Here is a 16,063-nt window from a genome sequence, read left to right as displayed (position 1 = left end):
GCCTCAGTGAAAGAGAAGAATTAACACTTCTCACTTTTGGTTCAAAGGTTGGTCATCATGGCCAACCTTTTTTGTATACATTTCACCAAAACCATCATCAATAGCTTCCCCCTATCACAACAATACTCATTACCCATTAGCATTAATGAGAATTATTATCGATAATGAACTCATCGAAACAAACACGATTGAGTAATTATCATGAAAAAGACACTAACTTTCGCAGCACTGCATTTTACTATCGCATTTAGTGTCGCTTACGTACTCACAGGCGACATTCTAATTGGTAGTTTAATTGCCATGATTGAGCCTTCAGTGAACACCGTAGCCTTCTACTTTCATGAAAAGGCATGGGCAAAAGTCCCAGCACTTAAAGCTCGTCAGTGGATGACCAAATTAAAAACCGCAAGCTTTGCGACCGTGCACTTCAGCGTCGCTTTTACCGTGGTTTACTTACTAACAGGTGATGCATTTGTCGGCGGCGTAATGGCGATGCTAGAGCCGAGTTTGAACACGGTGGCTTACTACTTCCACGAGAAAGTATGGATGCGTAAATCATCAGAAAAAGCTCCAGCACCGCAGTTTTGTTTACATCACCACGCTTAAACATGGAGGCTCACTACGTCTCCTAACGAGAAAAATGACATTTACCATTGACAAGGTTGCGCACCGCAATTAATTTAATTGCGGTGCGCAACTTTATTTTTAGAGGTAAGTGATAATGAACGCTCGTCAACTTCGACACTACTCCCGTCAAGCCGTCCGATTGCTTGGTATGCTTGATAAACAATGCGGCGATGTCGCTCTCACTCCAGTGCAAGCGCACGCATTGGGTGAAATCCAATTGCAGCCATTGACCATCAATCAGCTGGCACAGCAGCTTAATGTCGACAAGTCCAACGCGAGCCGAACCGTTACTGGTTTGATTAAATTAGGTTTGGTCGAGAGCATCGAAAACCCAAAAGACAAACGTAGTCAACTCGTAGCGATTACAGAGCAAGGCCAACAGGCGTTATCACAACTGGACCAACAGCAAAACCACTTCTTTGAACAACTGCTTACCCAACTCGATGACAGCGAGCAAGAGCAACTCAAACTTGGTCTAGAGACTTACCTAAAAGGGCTAACAAAAGTGTGTCAGTCTGAGGAATACGTTCTTCGGCCTCTTACTAAAGCAGACAACCCGCAAGTCGCAGATGTGATTCGTAAAGTCTCTGCAGAATACGGCTTAACCGCAGACAAAGGTTATGGTGTGGCCGATCCAACGCTTGATGATATGTATTCGGTTTACAATCAATGCGGGGCCGCCTATTGGGTCATTGAACATCGCGGAGAGATCGTTGGTGGCGGTGGCTTTGCCCCTTTAGCTGGCGAGCCAAATGTGTGTGAACTACAAAAGATGTACTTCTTACCTCAAACACGAGGACACGGTTTAGCCAAACGCATCGTCGCATTGAGCTTACAATTGGCGGAACAATTTGGGTATCAGCAGTGCTATTTAGAGACAACTGAATGTCTGAGAGAAGCGGTAAGCTTGTATGAAAAGCTAGGCTTTGAGCATCTCGATGCCCCGCTTGGACAAACAGGGCATGATGCATGTGAAGTCGTAATGCTTAAGATGCTGTAATAGATAATATTATTAGAAGTTAAAGCACAACATGGGTAACACAAAGCTCCTGGCTCAAGGCAACAGTGAAGTTTTGGTGCTGCCCATCCAACTCAACAGACAATTGGTAGAGATCACTTGGATCAGGATCAGTAAGATCGGCATACTTTGGCGCTTCGATCTGGAATAAAGCGCTCGCATGCTCCGCTCGGACATCAATAGGAATATGGTAAGTCATACCATTAAACTTAACCGATGCAGAGACCAGACCCGGCGCAAAAGTTTGATAGTACAAGTCTACTTTAAACTCGCAACCACCACCGTGGTGCCAAATCTGCTCGGTTGCCACGCGGTCTAAACGTACATTGCGAATGAACTGCAGATACGGTTCTTGCCATACCCCTAAGCGCTCATCACTTTTTTTATATTCATGATCGGACAGAGAGCACAGCTCAGGTTTATCTTCATCAAACAGAAGATCCTCTTCTTCCTCTAAGAACAAGATTTCAAAGCGGTTACGCCCCATTTGCATGAACGGACGAATGTCTTTCTTGTAGACATTTTGAGAACCGTCACAGTCGAACAATGCTACTCCGTTCAAACGCACTTCTGCATGGTAATCCACACCACCCAACACCATTTCTACCGCTGGGAATGCCATCATGGATTCGTCCACTTCAATGTCATGCATCAGGTGCCACTCTTGCTGACGAATTGCTTCTTCTGTCAGTTCAGCTGGCAATACCTGACTCAAAGGAGCAGGGAAAGTAATGTCATCCTGTGGGATAGAAAGGTCCGTCAGTGGAGAGACTTGCCATAAACCGGCGAGTGAGAGTTGCATATACACCTTGAGCTAGATCAATTTTCACGCATTATAGGGAGAAATCCCCTATAAACTCAATGTGAATTATTTATCGCCTCCACATTCGTCAGTTTTTCAAGGAATAAAAAAACCAGCGTTAAACGCTGGTTTTTCCAAAAGTAGTGAGCTTTGATTACTCGTCGTCTTCATCTTCTTCAGGGTAAAGCGCATCTTCGCCTTCGTAGTACGTACCCCAACCGTCATAGATGATGTCGTATTTTTCTGCCAAGTGAATCAATTTTTCAACTTGCGCATCAATCGCTTCTGCGTCTAGTGCGGACTCCATAGTCGCATCACAGCAAAGCAACTTGTTACCATCTTCATCTTCAGTTTCTTCTGCTTCAAGAACTTCAAAGCCCATCTTGAATGCTTCAACTACCGCTTTTTCTAGCGTGTCAAAATCTTCTGCAAACAGGTGGTGCTCAATTTCGTATAGCGAATCTGGATCGCTGCCATCTTCTAGCAATGCTGCAATGATATCGCGAGTCTCTTCCTTTTGAATCTCAATTAATTCTTCTACTGATAGATATTCATCTTCGTGAGACATGTTTTGGCTCCAGATTAGTTACTTGATGGAAACACAATACCCGATACTGAGTATGCTGATCCGGTGAAATATGGCATGGATTGCGATGAAAAGCCACAAACAAACATCATACCACTGCGATTCTTATCGGTTATTTGAATCTAAATATTAAACCGACCACACAAAGAAACAAAAAATTAACAAAGAATGGCATTTTTTAATATTCAGAACATCCTAATTGACACTTAATGTGGTTATTTTCTCTTTCTATGCGTGTTTATGATGCTTTCTTGAATACACTCACGTGTAAAACGAAGAAGCATAACGAATAAATTCACTTTAATAATGCATAATTTAGAATAAAAATGCACGTTTTATGCACTGTGCGTGTATTCTTTCTCAACGGGAAAATTAGAATAAAAACGCACGCACTCTAATTTTAGTAAAATAGCATTTATATCTAATAATAAATTTCATAAGAATCAAAATAAAAATAAAAAACTCACAAAACCAGAAACACCAGAATATAAACAAAGCTTGATAACTTGCATCTTTCTAGGAAGCTTGTCATAACTAATGGCTGGAAAATTTGTAAGGATACAAAATGAGCAAGCTGTACGTTGGATCAGAAGTTGGTCAACTTCGACGAGTTCTATTAAATCGCCCTGAACGCGCCCTAACCCACTTAACTCCGTCAAACTGTCATGAGTTGCTATTTGATGACGTTCTTGCTGTAGAAGCGGCAGGTGAAGAGCACGATGCATTCGCACGTACGCTGCGCGAGCAAGACGTTGAAGTGCTTCTCCTCCACGATTTACTGGTCGAAACCCTCGCTGTTCCAGAAGCAAAACAATGGCTGCTGAACACTCAGATTTCTGACTTTCGCTACGGGCCAACATTTGCGCGAGACCTACGCCAATACTTTTCAGAAATGGATGATGAACATCTTGCCTGCATCTTTTTAGGTGGCTTAGCATACTCAGAGCTACCGATCTCCTCATCTTCTATGCTGCCAAAAATGAAGCGTCCTCTCGACTTTGTTATTGAGCCACTGCCTAATCACCTCTTTACTCGTGATACCTCATGTTGGGTTTATGGCGGCGTTTCTCTTAACCCGATGATGATGCCTGCACGCCAACGTGAAACAAACCACCTACGTGCGATTTATCGTTGGCACCCAATTTTTGCTGGCCAAGATTTTATCAAATACTTCGGTGACGATGATCTGCATTATGATAATGCTAATGTCGAAGGCGGTGATGTGTTGGTTATTGGTAAAGGTGCAGTTCTGATCGGTATGTCTGAGCGTACGACCGCGCAAGGCGTAGAGAACCTTGCAGCGAGCCTATTTAAAGCAGGCCAAGCGACCGAAGTGATTGCAATTGATCTGCCTAAACACCGCTCATGTATGCATTTAGACACCGTGATGACCCATATGGATGTAGATACTTTCTCTGTCTACCCAGAGATCATGCGCAAAGATCTCGACACATGGCGCTTAACACCAAAAGGCAACGGTGAAATGCATGTTGAAGCCTCACATAACTATCTGCACGCGATTGAGTCCGCTCTTGGCTTAGATCAGCTGAAAATCATCACCACTGGTGGCGACAGCTATGAAGCGGAACGCGAACAATGGAATGATGCCAATAACGTTCTAACTGTAAAACCGGGCGTAGTAATTGGTTACGAACGCAACGTATACACCAACGAAAAATACGATAAAGCTGGCATCAAAGTACTGACAGTACCTGGTAACGAGCTTGGTCGTGGTCGCGGTGGCGCTCGCTGTATGAGCTGTCCAATAGAGCGAGACGATATATAACTTACTCGTCCCTTTACATTAGGTGAATCAAAACTAAGGTTGATGTGAATACATCAACCTTTTTTAGCTTTATTTGAAAATAATTATTCACAATAAAAGCATTTATATGTTTTAATGAATTCTATTAATCTAATCACATGTACTAAGGGACGAGCTATGGCTTTCAATTTACGTAACCGCAACTTTTTGAAGCTATTGGACTTCTCAACCAAAGAAATCCAGTTTTTGCTCGAACTGTCTGCAGAGCTGAAAAAAGCTAAATATGCAGGAACAGAGCAGAAGAAACTTCAAGGTAAAAACATCGCACTAATCTTTGAGAAATCTTCGACTCGTACCCGATGTGCGTTTGAAGTCGCTGCCTTTGACCAAGGTGCTCAAGTCTCTTACATCGGCCCTTCTGGCTCGCAGATCGGTCATAAGGAATCGATGAAAGACACCGCTCGTGTTCTTGGTCGTATGTACGACGGGATTGAATACCGAGGCTTTGGCCAATCCATTGTTGAAGAGCTTGGTACTTATGCTGGTGTTCCAGTGTGGAATGGTTTAACGGATGAGTTCCACCCAACCCAGATCCTTGCTGACTTCCTGACCATGCAAGAGCACGGCCGTGGTAAACAGCTGCATGAAATAACCTTCGCTTACCTAGGTGATGCGCGCAACAACATGGGTAACTCACTTATGGTGGGCGCAGCGAAAATGGGCATGGATATTCGCCTTGTCGCGCCAAAAGCGTTCTGGCCTGAAGAAGAGCTCGTGGCAACTTGTCAAACTATCGCGCAACAAACCGGTGCAAAAATCACGTTAACAGAAAGCGTTGAGGAAGGTGTGAAAGGTTGTGACTTCCTATACACCGACGTTTGGGTGTCTATGGGTGAGTCTGCCGAGGCATGGGATGAACGTGTAGCGTTAATGACACCTTATCAAATCAATATGGACGTGATTGAGCAAACGGGTAATCCACATGTGAAATTCATGCACTGCCTTCCAGCTTTCCACAATGATGAAACCACCGTCGGCAAAGAAGTCGCTGAAAAATACGGTATGAAAGGCCTTGAAGTAACAGAAGAGGTATTTGAATCGGAATACTCCATCGTATTCGACGAAGCTGAAAACCGTATGCATACCATCAAAGCCGTGATGGTTGCGACGCTAGGAAGCTAAACCAGTGCGCAAAAACAGCCGATAAAAACCATGATGTAATCGCTTGCGCTCACGAAAGTTAAGCGTATAATGCTCGGCAATTTGTCTGAGGATTAAGAAATGACCACGCTGATTGCTGACGTAAAAACGCGATTTGCTCTCGCTAAGCGACTACGCTTACGTGGTGTTATTTTCGTTAATTCTATTGAATTTTAAAACCTCCCCATTGGGGAGGTTTTTTTATGTCCAAAATTCCTTTCGGTTATTTGGATGTAGTCATCAATGTTATAGGGAAGAAGATCATGGCGAACTCGCTTTACCAGAAGCACATCATCTCTATTCCAGAGCTTTCACGCGAAGAACTGGAACTTATCGTAGAAACAGCAGGTAGCCTTAAAAAAGCACCTCGACCAGAACTGATTAAAAACAAAGTCGTTGCAAGTTGTTTCTTTGAACCATCAACACGTACACGTTTATCGTTTGAAACAGCGATTCAGCGCATTGGTGGTGACGTGATTGGCTTTGATAATGATGGTAATACCTCTCTGGCGAAGAAAGGCGAAACACTCGCAGATTCAGTACAAGTCATCTCTTCTTACGTCGATGCCTTTGTGATGCGTCATCCACAAGAAGGCGCCGCTCGCTTGGCATCTGAATTTTCAAATGGCGTGCCAGTGATCAACGCGGGCGACGGTGCAAACCAACACCCAACTCAAACGCTACTCGACTTATACACCATCGCGGAAACACAAGGGCGTCTAGACAACCTGAACGTCGCATTCGTAGGTGACCTAAAATATGGCCGCACAGTGCACTCACTGACTCAAGCCTTAGCAAAGTTTAACAACATCCGCTTCTTCTTTGTTGCACCAGATGCGCTGGCAATGCCAGATTACATCTGCGAAGAACTAGACGAAGCTGGCATTCAATATAGCCTACACACAGACATGGAAAGTGTGATTCCTGAACTGGATATTCTGTACATGACACGCGTACAGAAAGAACGCTTTGACGAATCGGAATACGCACATATTAAGTCGGCTTACATCCTAACGGCGGCACTACTAGAAGGCGCGCGTGAGAACTTGAAAGTACTGCACCCACTACCACGTGTGGATGAAATCACAACTGATGTTGATAAAACGCCTCATGCTTACTTCTTCCAGCAAGCTCAAAATGGCGTGTATGCTCGCCAAGCACTGCTGGCGCTTGTTCTAAACGAAACACTGTAATCGAGGGGAAAAATCATGGCTAAAGAAACTCAATTGCAGGTAGAAGCAATCAAAAATGGTACGGTCATCGACCACATCCCTGCGCAAATCGGTATCAAAGTATTAAGACTGTTCGATATGCACAATTCATCACAACGCGTAACGATTGGACTGAACTTGCCATCATCAGCACTCGGTCATAAAGATCTACTCAAAATCGAAAATGTGTTTATCAATGAAGAGCAAGCGAGCAAGCTAGCGTTGTATGCTCCTCACGCGACCGTGAATCAAATCGAGAATTATGAAGTGGTGAAAAAGCTAGCGTTAGAGCTTCCTGAGCGCATCAATGATGTATTTGAATGCCCGAATTCAAACTGTATTTCTCATAATGAACCAGTAGAAAGCAGCTTTAGCGTGTTCGAGAAGAAACAAGAAATCCGCCTAAAGTGTAAATACTGCGAGAAAGTGTTCTCACGCGAGATCGTAACCGAGCGATAAACACGCCGCACGACTAGGCTTTGATACGTTTAAAATACCCTGCAATGTCGGGGTATTTTGCTCTTTACCTACCGAGGGTTTAGAGGCAAACTGAGAATCTTTATTCCCTACAACTGATGGAAAAAATCAAATGACGAAAGTACTTCACACTGAGTCTGCACCAGCAGCAATCGGTCCTTACGTTCAAGGCGTAGATCTAGGTAACATGGTTCTTACTTCAGGCCAAATCCCAGTAAACCCAGCGACAGGTGAAGTGTCTGCTGATATCGCAGAACAAGCTCGTCAGTCTCTAGAAAACGTAAAGGCTGTAGTTGAATCTTCAGGTCTTAAAGTATCTGATATTGTAAAGCTAACGGTTTTTGTTAAAGACCTAAATGACTTTGGCACAGTGAACGAAGTTTACGGCAAGTTCTTTGATGAGCACGGCGTAGCAAACTACCCTGCACGCTCTTGTGTAGAAGTGGCTCGCCTACCAAAAGATGTTGGCATCGAGATTGAAGCAATCGCTGTTCGCAAATAATTGCACTTGCTGACAAACATAAAAAAACGGGTAGCTCAGGCTACCCGTTTTTTATTGTTTTCTCGTGATGATATCGCAGTAAAACTTAAGCAGCGTTGCGCTGTTTGACTTCTTCATCTAACGATTCAAGCTTCTCTTTCATCTGTTCACGACAGATATTCGCTAACTCGCGAATGCCCTCTTTACCATAGCCTTCAGTGCTGATTGGAGGTAGCATTTCAACAATCACATGACCATTGTTCCAACGGTTCAGCTTAATTTTATTCGTCGAGCTACATACGATAGGAATGATTGGCACACCTGCACCAATTGCCGCATGAAAAGCACCTGTTTTGAATGGCAGCAAACCACGCCCACGAGAACGCGTGCCTTCTGGGAACATCCACACCGAAACATCACTTTCTTTCATGCTGCTCACGACCTGATCGATAGTACCTTTTGCTTTAGAACGATTCGCTCGGTCAATCAGAATGTTACCCGTAAGCCAGTAAAGCTGACCAAACAGTGGCATCCAAGCCAAGCTCTTTTTACCTACTGTCACAACTTTCGGAGTCACAGCCGCAGAAACAGTAAACATGTCCCAGTTGTTCTGGTGGTTAGCAATGTAAACATGTTGGCCGCGTGAATACGCATCTTCAGGGATACGCAACTCTAACTTAATCCCAAACACACGAGACATCTTGGCAAACAAACGGCCAAAAGTGAAAACGTGCTTAGGGTTTCTAGGGCTTAATAGGCAGTAACCACAACCACCAATAAACATAACAATCGCAAAGATAGCGACAGCAAATACACGTAACAGTGCAATCATTCTTGTTCTCCAGGAACCGGCTTTTGCCAGATACAGCTATTAATATCTCTCTTTCCATAAAGGGAAAATATGGTCATGAGAGTGATATAAAAAAGCCGAAACTCAGGTTTCGGCTCTCTTGATATCCAAGTTACCTGCGGTGCAGTTTAACTTGCCTAGCTCACTCGCTCAATATTTGCGCCAAGTGCAGCCAGTTTATTTTCGATTTTGTCGTAACCACGGTCGATATGGTAAATACGATCAACGACGGTTTCGCCTTTAGCAATGCAACCTGCAATAACCAAACTAGCCGAAGCTCGTAGATCGGTTGCCATCACTTGCGCACCGCTGAGTGACTCAACATCACCACAGATAACCGTATTGCCTTCGATCTCAGCTTTAGCGCCCATACGCATGAGTTCTGGTACGTGCATAAAGCGGTTTTCAAAGATAGTCTCTGTGATCACGCCGCCACCTTTCGCCATCATATTCAGAAGCGTAAATTGAGCTTGCATATCCGTCGGAAAACCAGGATGTGGCGCAGTACGTACACTTACCGCTTTTAGCTCGCGGTCGGTCATATCAACGGAGATCCAATCTTCACCCGTTTCGACAAGCGCGCCAGCTTCTTCCAGCTTGGCGAGAACCGCTTCAAGCAAATGAGCATTAGTGTTGCGACATACCACTTTACCGCCAGATACTGCTGCTGCGACAAGGAATGTTCCCGTCTCAATACGGTCAGCAACCACGTTGTGTTTACAACCGCCTAGGCGCTCAACACCTTCAATCGTAATGGTATCTGTGCCAGCGCCAGAGATTTTTGCGCCAAGCTTATTTAGGAAATCAGCGGTATCGACGATTTCAGGCTCACGCGCAGCGTTATCTAGTGTTGTTGTGCCTTCCGCCAGCGCTGCGGCACACATGATGGTAATCGTCGCGCCTACGCTGACTTTATCCATCACGATGTGCGCGCCTTTTAGACGACCATCCACTTCTGCTTTCACATAACCATCTTCTAATGTAATGGTTGCGCCAAGCTGCTCTAAACCAGAAATATGTAGATCCACAGGACGAGCGCCAATAGCACAACCGCCTGGTAAAGAAACCTGACCTTGACCAAAGCGCGCCACCAAAGGACCCAAAGCCCAAATAGAAGCACGCATGGTTTTCACCAAGTCATAAGGCGCACAGTATTCTGTAATACTGCTTGGATCAACATGAACAGAGCCATTGCGGCTTACTTTCGCGCCTAAACGCTTAAGCAATTCCATGGTTGTATCGATATCACGAAGGTGTGGTACGTTTGCCACTTCTACTGGCTCTTCCGCCAAGATAGACGCAAATAAAATCGGCAGTGCTGCGTTTTTTGCACCTGAAATGGTCACTTCACCAACTAGTGGTTTATCTGACCCAATAACTCGAAACTTTTCCATCAATAAACCTTAAAGCGACATCAATTTCTTATCACGAGCCCACTCTTCTGGTGTGAACGCTTTGATTGATAATGCGTGAATGTCGTTACGCTGGATGTATTCCATCAGAGGAGCATAAATTAGCTGCTGCTTCTTAACGCGGCTCATTCCATCGAAACAAGCATCAACAGCAACCACTTCATAGTGGCTACCTTCACCTTTCACATGCACTTCTTGAAGGTTTAGTGCTTCTTCTAATAACTGTTGTACTTTTGCGCTATCCACAATTTACCCCTGATAATTCTGTATGTGTTTGGCCACTAAAGATTCAACATTGCTCAGTTGAAACAAAGTGCGCAGTTGCGCCGGCACGAAACTGAGCATTATATGACAGTTTTGCTTTTTTGCATGCTCTAATAAGTGGATTAACATCACCATTCCTGCAGAGTCGACGCGCTCTATCTCTTTTAGCGAGCATTCCAGCTCCGATTGAGCAGGTTGCCATTGCTGTGCATACGCCCACAATGAAGGCACTGTATCTCTATCAAGTGCCCCTGTTAGCTTAAGAATGTTTTGATCCAATTGCCACTGAGCGGGAGTCTGGGCCATTATTTCTTAGCCTCGAAGCGGATCGGTTCTGCGGCCAATTTTTCTAGGTCTTTAGCAACAGATAGAATACCTTCTTGACGAATTTTACTGTTCCATTCGGATTGTTTACTAGAAAGCAAACTAATGCCCTCTGCAATCATATCGAATGCTTCCCACTCACCAGACTGGTTGTCTTTACGCAGTTTAAACTCAAGTTTGATGTTTGGACGCGGAGTATCGATGATATCAACTTTAATGCTTGTAATACGCTTAGAGTCATCAATGCTAGGCTCAGGACCAAACTCAATTTTTTGGTCAGAGTATTGCGTCAACACTTGTGCATAAGACGCAATCAGGTACGCACGAAATGCATCGATAAACTCAAGTACATCTTCACGCTTAGCACCTTTTAAGTTTGGACCAAGAAGTTTTAACCCTGCATAGCGGTAGTTGACGTAAGGCATTAGCTCTTCTTCAACGATCACTTTAAGTAAATTTGGATCTTGTTTGATTTTCGGCTGTTCGGCTTTCAATCTTTCGAACGTGACTTCAGCTACCTGCTTCATCATCTTATAAGGTTCAGTTTTATCCACCTCTGCTGCTGTTGCTCCAAAGACGCTAAACACAGCACAAACTGAAAGTAGTAATCTCGCTAACATAGTTATTCCTTACTTGAGTCGTCTGAACCACCTACGCTGTATAGTACTTGACCAATTAAGTCTTCAAGCACAAGCGCCGATTTGGTGTCTTCGATGGTATCACCATCCACCAGCATGACTTCATCATCAAAAACGAAGCCAGGTACTAAACCAATGTATTGCTCACCAATCAGGCCAGATGTCAAAATTTGTACGCTCGACGTTTCTGGGAACTGATTGTATTTGCTATTGATAGATAGTGTTACAACTGGCAATAAGTTGTCTGGGTTAAGCGAAATACTACTTACTCGACCAATCACAACGCCCCCCACTTTTACGGGCGAACGAACTTTTAAACTGCCAATATTATCGAACTCGGCTTTGAGGGTATAAGTATCACCAGAGCCAATGCTTTTTACGTCAGCAACTTGAAAAATCATCACAAGAATCGCGCAAATTCCCGCTAATACAAAGCTGCCAACCCATAATTCAGTTTTACGTGTTTGTTGCATGATTAATTCCCAAACATCAATGCGGTCAGTACAAAGTCTAATCCTAGTACTGCTAAAGAAGAATGCACAACAGTGCGCGTAGTTGCTCGGCTGATCCCTTCCGATGTTGGAATAGCATCATAACCGTTAAATAGAGCGACCCAAGTAACCGTAATTGCAAACGCAAAACATTTGATCATACTGTTACCAATGTCTTGTCCTAGCTCAACAGAGGACTGCATCGCTGACCAAAAACTGCCGTGATCAACGCCTTTCCAGTCAACACCAACAAGCTGAGCGCCCCAAATTCCCACAGCCATGAAAATCATAGCCAGTAAAGGCATTGAGATAACCCCAGCCCAAAACCGTGGTGCAATCACTCGTTTCAATGGGTCTACCGCCATCATTTCAAGGCTAGACAGTTGTTCCGTTGCTTTCATTAGACCTATCTCTGCGGTTAACGCAGAACCGGCACGACCAGCAAACAAAAGTGCAGTAACAACAGGTCCTAATTCACGGAGTAAAGAAAGCGCCACCATTTGCCCCAAACTGCCTTCTGCGCCGTAATCCACCAACACAACATAGCCTTGTAGACTCAAAACCATTCCAATGAACAGACCAGATACGACGATGATCGCCAGCGACTGAACACCAACAGAATAAAGTTGCTTAACAAGCAGAGGAAAGCTTCTGATCGGTTGTGGCTTAGAAAATAGCGCCCCAATCAACATGAAAGTCGCACGACCAAATGCTCCGCAAATAGAAAGCGTGCGTCGACCCAGCGAGGCGACAAAGTGAATGAAGTTATCGACCATCAAATAAGTCCTTTTCGATACTTTGAGAAGGGAAACGAAACGGTACAGGACCGTCGGCATCACCTTGTAAGAACTGCTGGACACGAGGATCAGAGTTTTGAGTCAGCTCTTCTGGCGTACCATAGGCGATGATTTTTCCATCGGCCATCAGGTATACCCAGTCAGCAATACTCATGACTTCAGGTACGTCGTGAGAAACCACAATAGAGGTCAAACCTAACGCTTGGTTTAGATTGCTAATTAGCTCAACCAAAACGCCCATAGTAATTGGGTCTTGCCCCACAAACGGCTCATCGTACATGATCAGGTCAGGGTCAAGTGCGATTGCACGAGCCAAAGCAGCGCGTCTTGCCATACCACCTGAAAGCTCACTCGGCATTAATTGCGCCGCGCCGCGCAGACCGACAGCTTCGAGCTTGAGTAACACCATGGTGCGAATCAAATCTTCCGATAAATCGGTATGCTCTCTCAATGGAAAGGCGACATTATCAAAAACATTCAAATCAGTGAATAAAGCCCCTGACTGGAACAACATGCTCATTTTCTTTCGAGCATGGTAGAGTTTTTTACGCGAGAGAGAGGGAATATTGTCGCCATCAAACCAGATCTCTCCTTGCTCGGGATACAACTGACCACCAATCAAACGCAGCAGTGTTGTTTTACCAATTCCCGATGGTCCCATAATGGCCGTCACTTTGCCTTCAGGAACATGCAGATCAATATCATCAAAGATCATGCGTTCTCCCCGTGAAAAAGTGAGGTTGTTCACGGTGACTAAATCGTTGTTCGACATATCATCTCTTCTACTGTAGGAGCGTTGCAACTCACGGAATCATCAAGCAGATACTCATCGGAGTTGAATTCTACGTTTAATAAAGTAACGTCGGTACATTTATTAGGCTGCAATCATAAGCACATTGGCGTTGAATTTAAAGCACTGTTCAATTAAATAAAGTCGAGTATATCCCTGCAATTTCTCATGGTTTATGACCTAATTAGCACGAAGTGTTTAAATCCTAGACCAGAATTGCTCATTTAAATGAGTGAGATTTACATACATTTTCGTTACTAACCTTTAATTTATTCTTCGTTTATCTTCCATTTTAGGCCGCAAAAGGTCAAAATTAGCGGTTATTCATTTTACTTATTTAATACTTAGGAATTCTCATGCTCGAAGCCGTTGCGTTGCTTATAGTCGGTCTTGTTTTGCTTGTTTGGAGTGCAGATAAACTTGTTTTTGGCTCTGCAGCGATAGCCCGCAACGTCGGCATTTCCCCGCTTGTCATCGGCATGACAATCCTTGCGATGGGCTCATCCGCCCCTGAGATGATGGTATCTGCAACCGCTGCTTGGGATGGCAAAACAGATACAGCGGTGGGTAACGTATTAGGCTCAAACATAGCGAACATTGCGTTAATCCTAGGTATTACAGCGCTGATCAAGCCTTTGTCGATTAGCTCCGCCGTCATCCGCCGAGAACTTCCACTCATGATAGCCGTAACCGTACTCGCTGGTATTCTGCTTTGGAATAGCCATCTCGGTTTTTATGAGGGTGTCTTATTGTTTGTACTCTTTGGGGCATTTTTATTTGCTATGTTGCAAATCAGCCGCAAAGAGCAAAAATCAGGTGATGTTTTTCTTGATGACCAAGAGTCAGAGATCCCTGAAGGCGTCAGTAACCCTAAAGCAATCATGTGGGTGGTTATTGGCTTGATACTGCTTCCTTTGGCAGCCAGCATGCTGGTTGATAACGCGGTAATTATTGCTAAACACTTTGGTATGAGCGACCTTGTTATCGGTCTAACTATTATCGCCATTGGCACTAGCCTGCCTGAACTGGCCGCATCACTTGCGGGAGTTTTAAAGGGTGAAGACGACATGGCTGTCGGTAACATTATCGGTTCGAATGTGTTTAACATTCTGGCGGTAATGGGGATTCCTGGCATCATTAATCCATCGGTGCTCAGTGAGTACGCGATGGGACGTGACTTCTGGGTCATGTTAGGCGTTTCATTGTTACTTGTCGCGATGTGTTTGGGTAAATCACGCAGTATTAACCGTATTGAAGGTGCCATCTTGTTTGTGTGCTTCTTAGGTTACCAAGTGTACTTATTCGCAAACATGACCGCTTAATTACCACGATCAATAAGTAGAGATCTGATATGTCCAATCAATTTGATTTTCGCGCTGCTGCTAAACAAGTTCTTGATATCGAAGTTGCTGCTCTGCAAGAGCTAGATACCTACTTTGATGATCAATTTGAAAAAGCGTGTGAACTTATCCTTTCCAACAACGGCAAAGTTGTCGTTATGGGTATTGGCAAGTCAGGCCATATTGGTAACAAGATTGCCGCCACTCTGGCAAGCACTGGGACTTCGGCGTTTTTCGTTCATCCAGGCGAAGCCGCACATGGTGACTTGGGTATGATTAGCCCTGGTGACATTGTGCTGGCAATTTCTAACTCTGGTGAATCAAACGAAATTCTGTCTCTATTTCCAGTATTAAAGCGCCTGAATATTAAGATCATCAGCATGACAGGTAAGCCAGAATCAAATATGGCCAAGCTGTCTGACTTACACCTGCAAATTACGGTACCTCAAGAAGCTTGTCCGTTAGGCCTGGCGCCAACTAGCAGTACGACTGCCACATTAGTGATGGGAGATGCATTAGCCGTAGCTCTGCTTCAAGCTCGTGGTTTTTCTGCCGAAGATTTTGCCCTATCTCACCCAGGTGGTGCACTGGGGAGAAAACTGCTACTTAAGTTGTCTGATATTATGCACTTTGGAGAAGCGTTACCTAAAGTTTCTCCTGACGCATTAATTCGCGATGCCCTGCTTGAAATTTCAGAAAAGGGGTTAGGCATGACAGCCATCGTCGATGAGCACGATGCTATGCTTGGTATATTCACCGATGGTGATTTACGTCGTACCTTAGACAAGCGTATCGATATTCATACGACGGCAATTGGCGAGGTCATGACGACAAACCCAACCACAGCACACCCTGATATGCTGGCGGTTGAAGGTTTGAACTTGATGCAGAATAAAAACATTAACGCTCTGATTTTATGTAAAGACGAAAAAATTGTGGGTGCACTGAACATGCACGATTTACTAAAAGCTGGCGTGATGTAATATCAGC

The 16,063-nt window shown here is 44.4% G+C and carries 20 protein-coding genes; 10 read left to right on the top strand and 10 right to left on the bottom strand.

Annotated elements, in window-relative coordinates; translation table 11 throughout:
- The first annotated feature begins 201 nt into the window (after window positions 1-201).
- Entirely contained in the window at window positions 202-606 is a 405-nt protein-coding gene (locus J4N40_RS02440) for a DUF2061 domain-containing protein (RefSeq protein WP_005381078.1), read from the top strand.
- Between the two features lie 115 nt (window positions 607-721).
- Window positions 722-1,627: a bifunctional helix-turn-helix transcriptional regulator/GNAT family N-acetyltransferase gene (locus J4N40_RS02435; protein WP_080996865.1), complete on the top strand. Its 906-nt coding sequence runs from the start codon at window positions 722-724 to the stop codon at window positions 1,625-1,627.
- A 19-nt stretch (window positions 1,628-1,646) separates the two neighbouring features.
- Here the strand turns inward: J4N40_RS02435 and J4N40_RS02430 are convergent, their stop codons facing one another.
- Both J4N40_RS02430 and rraB read right to left on the bottom strand, forming a co-directional pair.
- Window positions 1,647-2,447, bottom strand: a complete 801-nt coding sequence (locus J4N40_RS02430) for a glycosyl hydrolase 2 galactose-binding domain-containing protein (protein ID WP_033906208.1) — start codon at window positions 2,445-2,447, stop codon at window positions 1,647-1,649.
- A 154-nt stretch (window positions 2,448-2,601) separates the two neighbouring features.
- Window positions 2,602-3,015, bottom strand: a complete 414-nt coding sequence (gene rraB, locus J4N40_RS02425) for a ribonuclease E inhibitor RraB (RefSeq protein WP_005381081.1) — start codon at window positions 3,013-3,015, stop codon at window positions 2,602-2,604.
- Window positions 3,016-3,598: 583 nt separating this feature from the next.
- Between rraB and arcA the strand changes: the two genes are divergently transcribed.
- The 6 genes from arcA to J4N40_RS02395 all read left to right on the top strand — a co-directional run bounded on the left by arcA (window position 3,599) and on the right by J4N40_RS02395 (window position 8,188).
- A complete protein-coding gene (gene arcA / locus J4N40_RS02420; RefSeq protein WP_005381082.1) occupies window positions 3,599-4,819 on the top strand; it encodes an arginine deiminase in 1,221 nt (406 codons plus the stop codon).
- Window positions 4,820-4,975: 156 nt separating this feature from the next.
- Window positions 4,976-5,980, top strand: a complete 1,005-nt coding sequence (locus J4N40_RS02415; protein ID WP_005385520.1) for an ornithine carbamoyltransferase — start codon at window positions 4,976-4,978, stop codon at window positions 5,978-5,980.
- Between the two features lie 99 nt (window positions 5,981-6,079).
- Window positions 6,080-6,175 (top strand): hypothetical protein, encoded by a 96-nt coding sequence (locus J4N40_RS02410; RefSeq protein WP_005381084.1) that lies wholly within the window; start codon window positions 6,080-6,082, stop codon window positions 6,173-6,175.
- An 86-nt stretch (window positions 6,176-6,261) separates the two neighbouring features.
- Window positions 6,262-7,191 (top strand): aspartate carbamoyltransferase, encoded by a 930-nt coding sequence (gene pyrB / locus J4N40_RS02405; protein ID WP_005381085.1) that lies wholly within the window; start codon window positions 6,262-6,264, stop codon window positions 7,189-7,191.
- 15 nt (window positions 7,192-7,206) lie between these two features.
- Window positions 7,207-7,668, top strand: a complete 462-nt coding sequence (gene pyrI, locus J4N40_RS02400; RefSeq protein WP_005381086.1) for an aspartate carbamoyltransferase regulatory subunit — start codon at window positions 7,207-7,209, stop codon at window positions 7,666-7,668.
- 130 nt (window positions 7,669-7,798) lie between these two features.
- Window positions 7,799-8,188 (top strand): RidA family protein, encoded by a 390-nt coding sequence (locus tag J4N40_RS02395; RefSeq protein ID WP_005381087.1) that lies wholly within the window; start codon window positions 7,799-7,801, stop codon window positions 8,186-8,188.
- 85 nt (window positions 8,189-8,273) lie between these two features.
- On the opposite strand, the gene J4N40_RS02390 is transcribed toward J4N40_RS02395, so the two are convergent.
- From J4N40_RS02390 to mlaF, 8 genes are all read right to left on the bottom strand, one after another.
- The gene (locus J4N40_RS02390; RefSeq protein ID WP_005381088.1) at window positions 8,274-8,999 is read right to left on the bottom strand and encodes a 1-acylglycerol-3-phosphate O-acyltransferase; all 726 of its coding nucleotides are present in this window, start codon (window positions 8,997-8,999) and stop codon (window positions 8,274-8,276) included.
- Between the two features lie 155 nt (window positions 9,000-9,154).
- Entirely contained in the window at window positions 9,155-10,411 is a 1,257-nt protein-coding gene (gene murA / locus J4N40_RS02385; RefSeq protein WP_005388419.1) for a UDP-N-acetylglucosamine 1-carboxyvinyltransferase, read from the bottom strand.
- Window positions 10,412-10,420: 9 nt separating this feature from the next.
- On the bottom strand, window positions 10,421-10,675 hold the full coding sequence (ibaG, locus tag J4N40_RS02380; protein WP_005381092.1) for a BolA family iron metabolism protein IbaG: 255 nt from the start codon (window positions 10,673-10,675) through the stop codon (window positions 10,421-10,423).
- Window positions 10,676-10,678: 3 nt separating this feature from the next.
- Entirely contained in the window at window positions 10,679-10,999 is a 321-nt protein-coding gene (locus tag J4N40_RS02375) for an STAS domain-containing protein (RefSeq protein WP_005381093.1), read from the bottom strand.
- Complete coding sequence (mlaC, locus tag J4N40_RS02370) at window positions 10,999-11,637, bottom strand: phospholipid-binding protein MlaC (protein WP_005381098.1); 639 nt, start codon at window positions 11,635-11,637, stop codon at window positions 10,999-11,001. Before mlaC ends, J4N40_RS02375 begins: the two co-directional genes overlap by 1 nt.
- A 2-nt stretch (window positions 11,638-11,639) precedes the next feature.
- Window positions 11,640-12,128 (bottom strand): outer membrane lipid asymmetry maintenance protein MlaD, encoded by a 489-nt coding sequence (mlaD, locus tag J4N40_RS02365; RefSeq protein WP_005381099.1) that lies wholly within the window; start codon window positions 12,126-12,128, stop codon window positions 11,640-11,642.
- A 2-nt stretch (window positions 12,129-12,130) separates the two neighbouring features.
- Entirely contained in the window at window positions 12,131-12,922 is a 792-nt protein-coding gene (gene mlaE / locus J4N40_RS02360; RefSeq protein WP_005381100.1) for a lipid asymmetry maintenance ABC transporter permease subunit MlaE, read from the bottom strand.
- Window positions 12,912-13,715 carry a phospholipid ABC transporter ATP-binding protein MlaF gene (gene mlaF, locus J4N40_RS02355; protein ID WP_005388422.1) on the bottom strand — a complete coding sequence of 268 codons (804 nt, stop codon included), beginning with the start codon at window positions 13,713-13,715 and terminating at the stop codon, window positions 12,912-12,914. Before mlaF ends, mlaE begins: the two co-directional genes overlap by 11 nt.
- A 374-nt stretch (window positions 13,716-14,089) precedes the next feature.
- On the opposite strand from mlaF, the gene J4N40_RS02350 reads away from it, so the two are divergent.
- Window positions 14,090-15,055 carry a calcium/sodium antiporter gene (locus tag J4N40_RS02350; protein WP_005381102.1) on the top strand — a complete coding sequence of 322 codons (966 nt, stop codon included), beginning with the start codon at window positions 14,090-14,092 and terminating at the stop codon, window positions 15,053-15,055.
- A 29-nt stretch (window positions 15,056-15,084) separates the two neighbouring features.
- Window positions 15,085-16,056: an arabinose-5-phosphate isomerase KdsD gene (kdsD, locus tag J4N40_RS02345; protein WP_005381104.1), complete on the top strand. Its 972-nt coding sequence runs from the start codon at window positions 15,085-15,087 to the stop codon at window positions 16,054-16,056.
- Window positions 16,057-16,063 lie beyond the last annotated feature (7 nt).

Source organism: Vibrio sp. SCSIO 43097 (genome assembly GCF_023650755.1).
GTDB classification, from domain to species: domain Bacteria; phylum Pseudomonadota; class Gammaproteobacteria; order Enterobacterales; family Vibrionaceae; genus Vibrio; species Vibrio alginolyticus.
Note: the sequence above shows the minus strand (reverse complement) of the source record. Positions and strands in the feature narration are given on the sequence as shown.

Coding starts and splice junctions, on each gene's coding strand:
- mlaE (WP_005381100.1), bottom strand. CDS start 12,922: ATGGTCGATAACTTCATTCACTTTGTCGCCTCGCTGGGTCGACGCACG.
- rraB (WP_005381081.1), bottom strand. CDS start 3,015: ATGTCTCACGAAGATGAATATCTATCAGTAGAAGAATTAATTGAGATT.
- J4N40_RS02435 (WP_080996865.1), top strand. CDS start 722: ATGAACGCTCGTCAACTTCGACACTACTCCCGTCAAGCCGTCCGATTG.
- mlaD (WP_005381099.1), bottom strand. CDS start 12,128: ATGCAACAAACACGTAAAACTGAATTATGGGTTGGCAGCTTTGTATTA.
- pyrB (WP_005381085.1), top strand. CDS start 6,262: ATGGCGAACTCGCTTTACCAGAAGCACATCATCTCTATTCCAGAGCTT.
- J4N40_RS02375 (WP_005381093.1), bottom strand. CDS start 10,999: ATGGCCCAGACTCCCGCTCAGTGGCAATTGGATCAAAACATTCTTAAG.
- J4N40_RS02390 (WP_005381088.1), bottom strand. CDS start 8,999: ATGATTGCACTGTTACGTGTATTTGCTGTCGCTATCTTTGCGATTGTT.
- J4N40_RS02440 (WP_005381078.1), top strand. CDS start 202: ATGAAAAAGACACTAACTTTCGCAGCACTGCATTTTACTATCGCATTT.
- kdsD (WP_005381104.1), top strand. CDS start 15,085: ATGTCCAATCAATTTGATTTTCGCGCTGCTGCTAAACAAGTTCTTGAT.
- murA (WP_005388419.1), bottom strand. CDS start 10,411: ATGGAAAAGTTTCGAGTTATTGGGTCAGATAAACCACTAGTTGGTGAA.
- pyrI (WP_005381086.1), top strand. CDS start 7,207: ATGGCTAAAGAAACTCAATTGCAGGTAGAAGCAATCAAAAATGGTACG.
- J4N40_RS02410 (WP_005381084.1), top strand. CDS start 6,080: ATGACCACGCTGATTGCTGACGTAAAAACGCGATTTGCTCTCGCTAAG.
- J4N40_RS02415 (WP_005385520.1), top strand. CDS start 4,976: ATGGCTTTCAATTTACGTAACCGCAACTTTTTGAAGCTATTGGACTTC.
- mlaF (WP_005388422.1), bottom strand. CDS start 13,715: ATGTCGAACAACGATTTAGTCACCGTGAACAACCTCACTTTTTCACGG.
- J4N40_RS02350 (WP_005381102.1), top strand. CDS start 14,090: ATGCTCGAAGCCGTTGCGTTGCTTATAGTCGGTCTTGTTTTGCTTGTT.
- J4N40_RS02430 (WP_033906208.1), bottom strand. CDS start 2,447: ATGCAACTCTCACTCGCCGGTTTATGGCAAGTCTCTCCACTGACGGAC.
- J4N40_RS02395 (WP_005381087.1), top strand. CDS start 7,799: ATGACGAAAGTACTTCACACTGAGTCTGCACCAGCAGCAATCGGTCCT.
- arcA (WP_005381082.1), top strand. CDS start 3,599: ATGAGCAAGCTGTACGTTGGATCAGAAGTTGGTCAACTTCGACGAGTT.
- mlaC (WP_005381098.1), bottom strand. CDS start 11,637: ATGTTAGCGAGATTACTACTTTCAGTTTGTGCTGTGTTTAGCGTCTTT.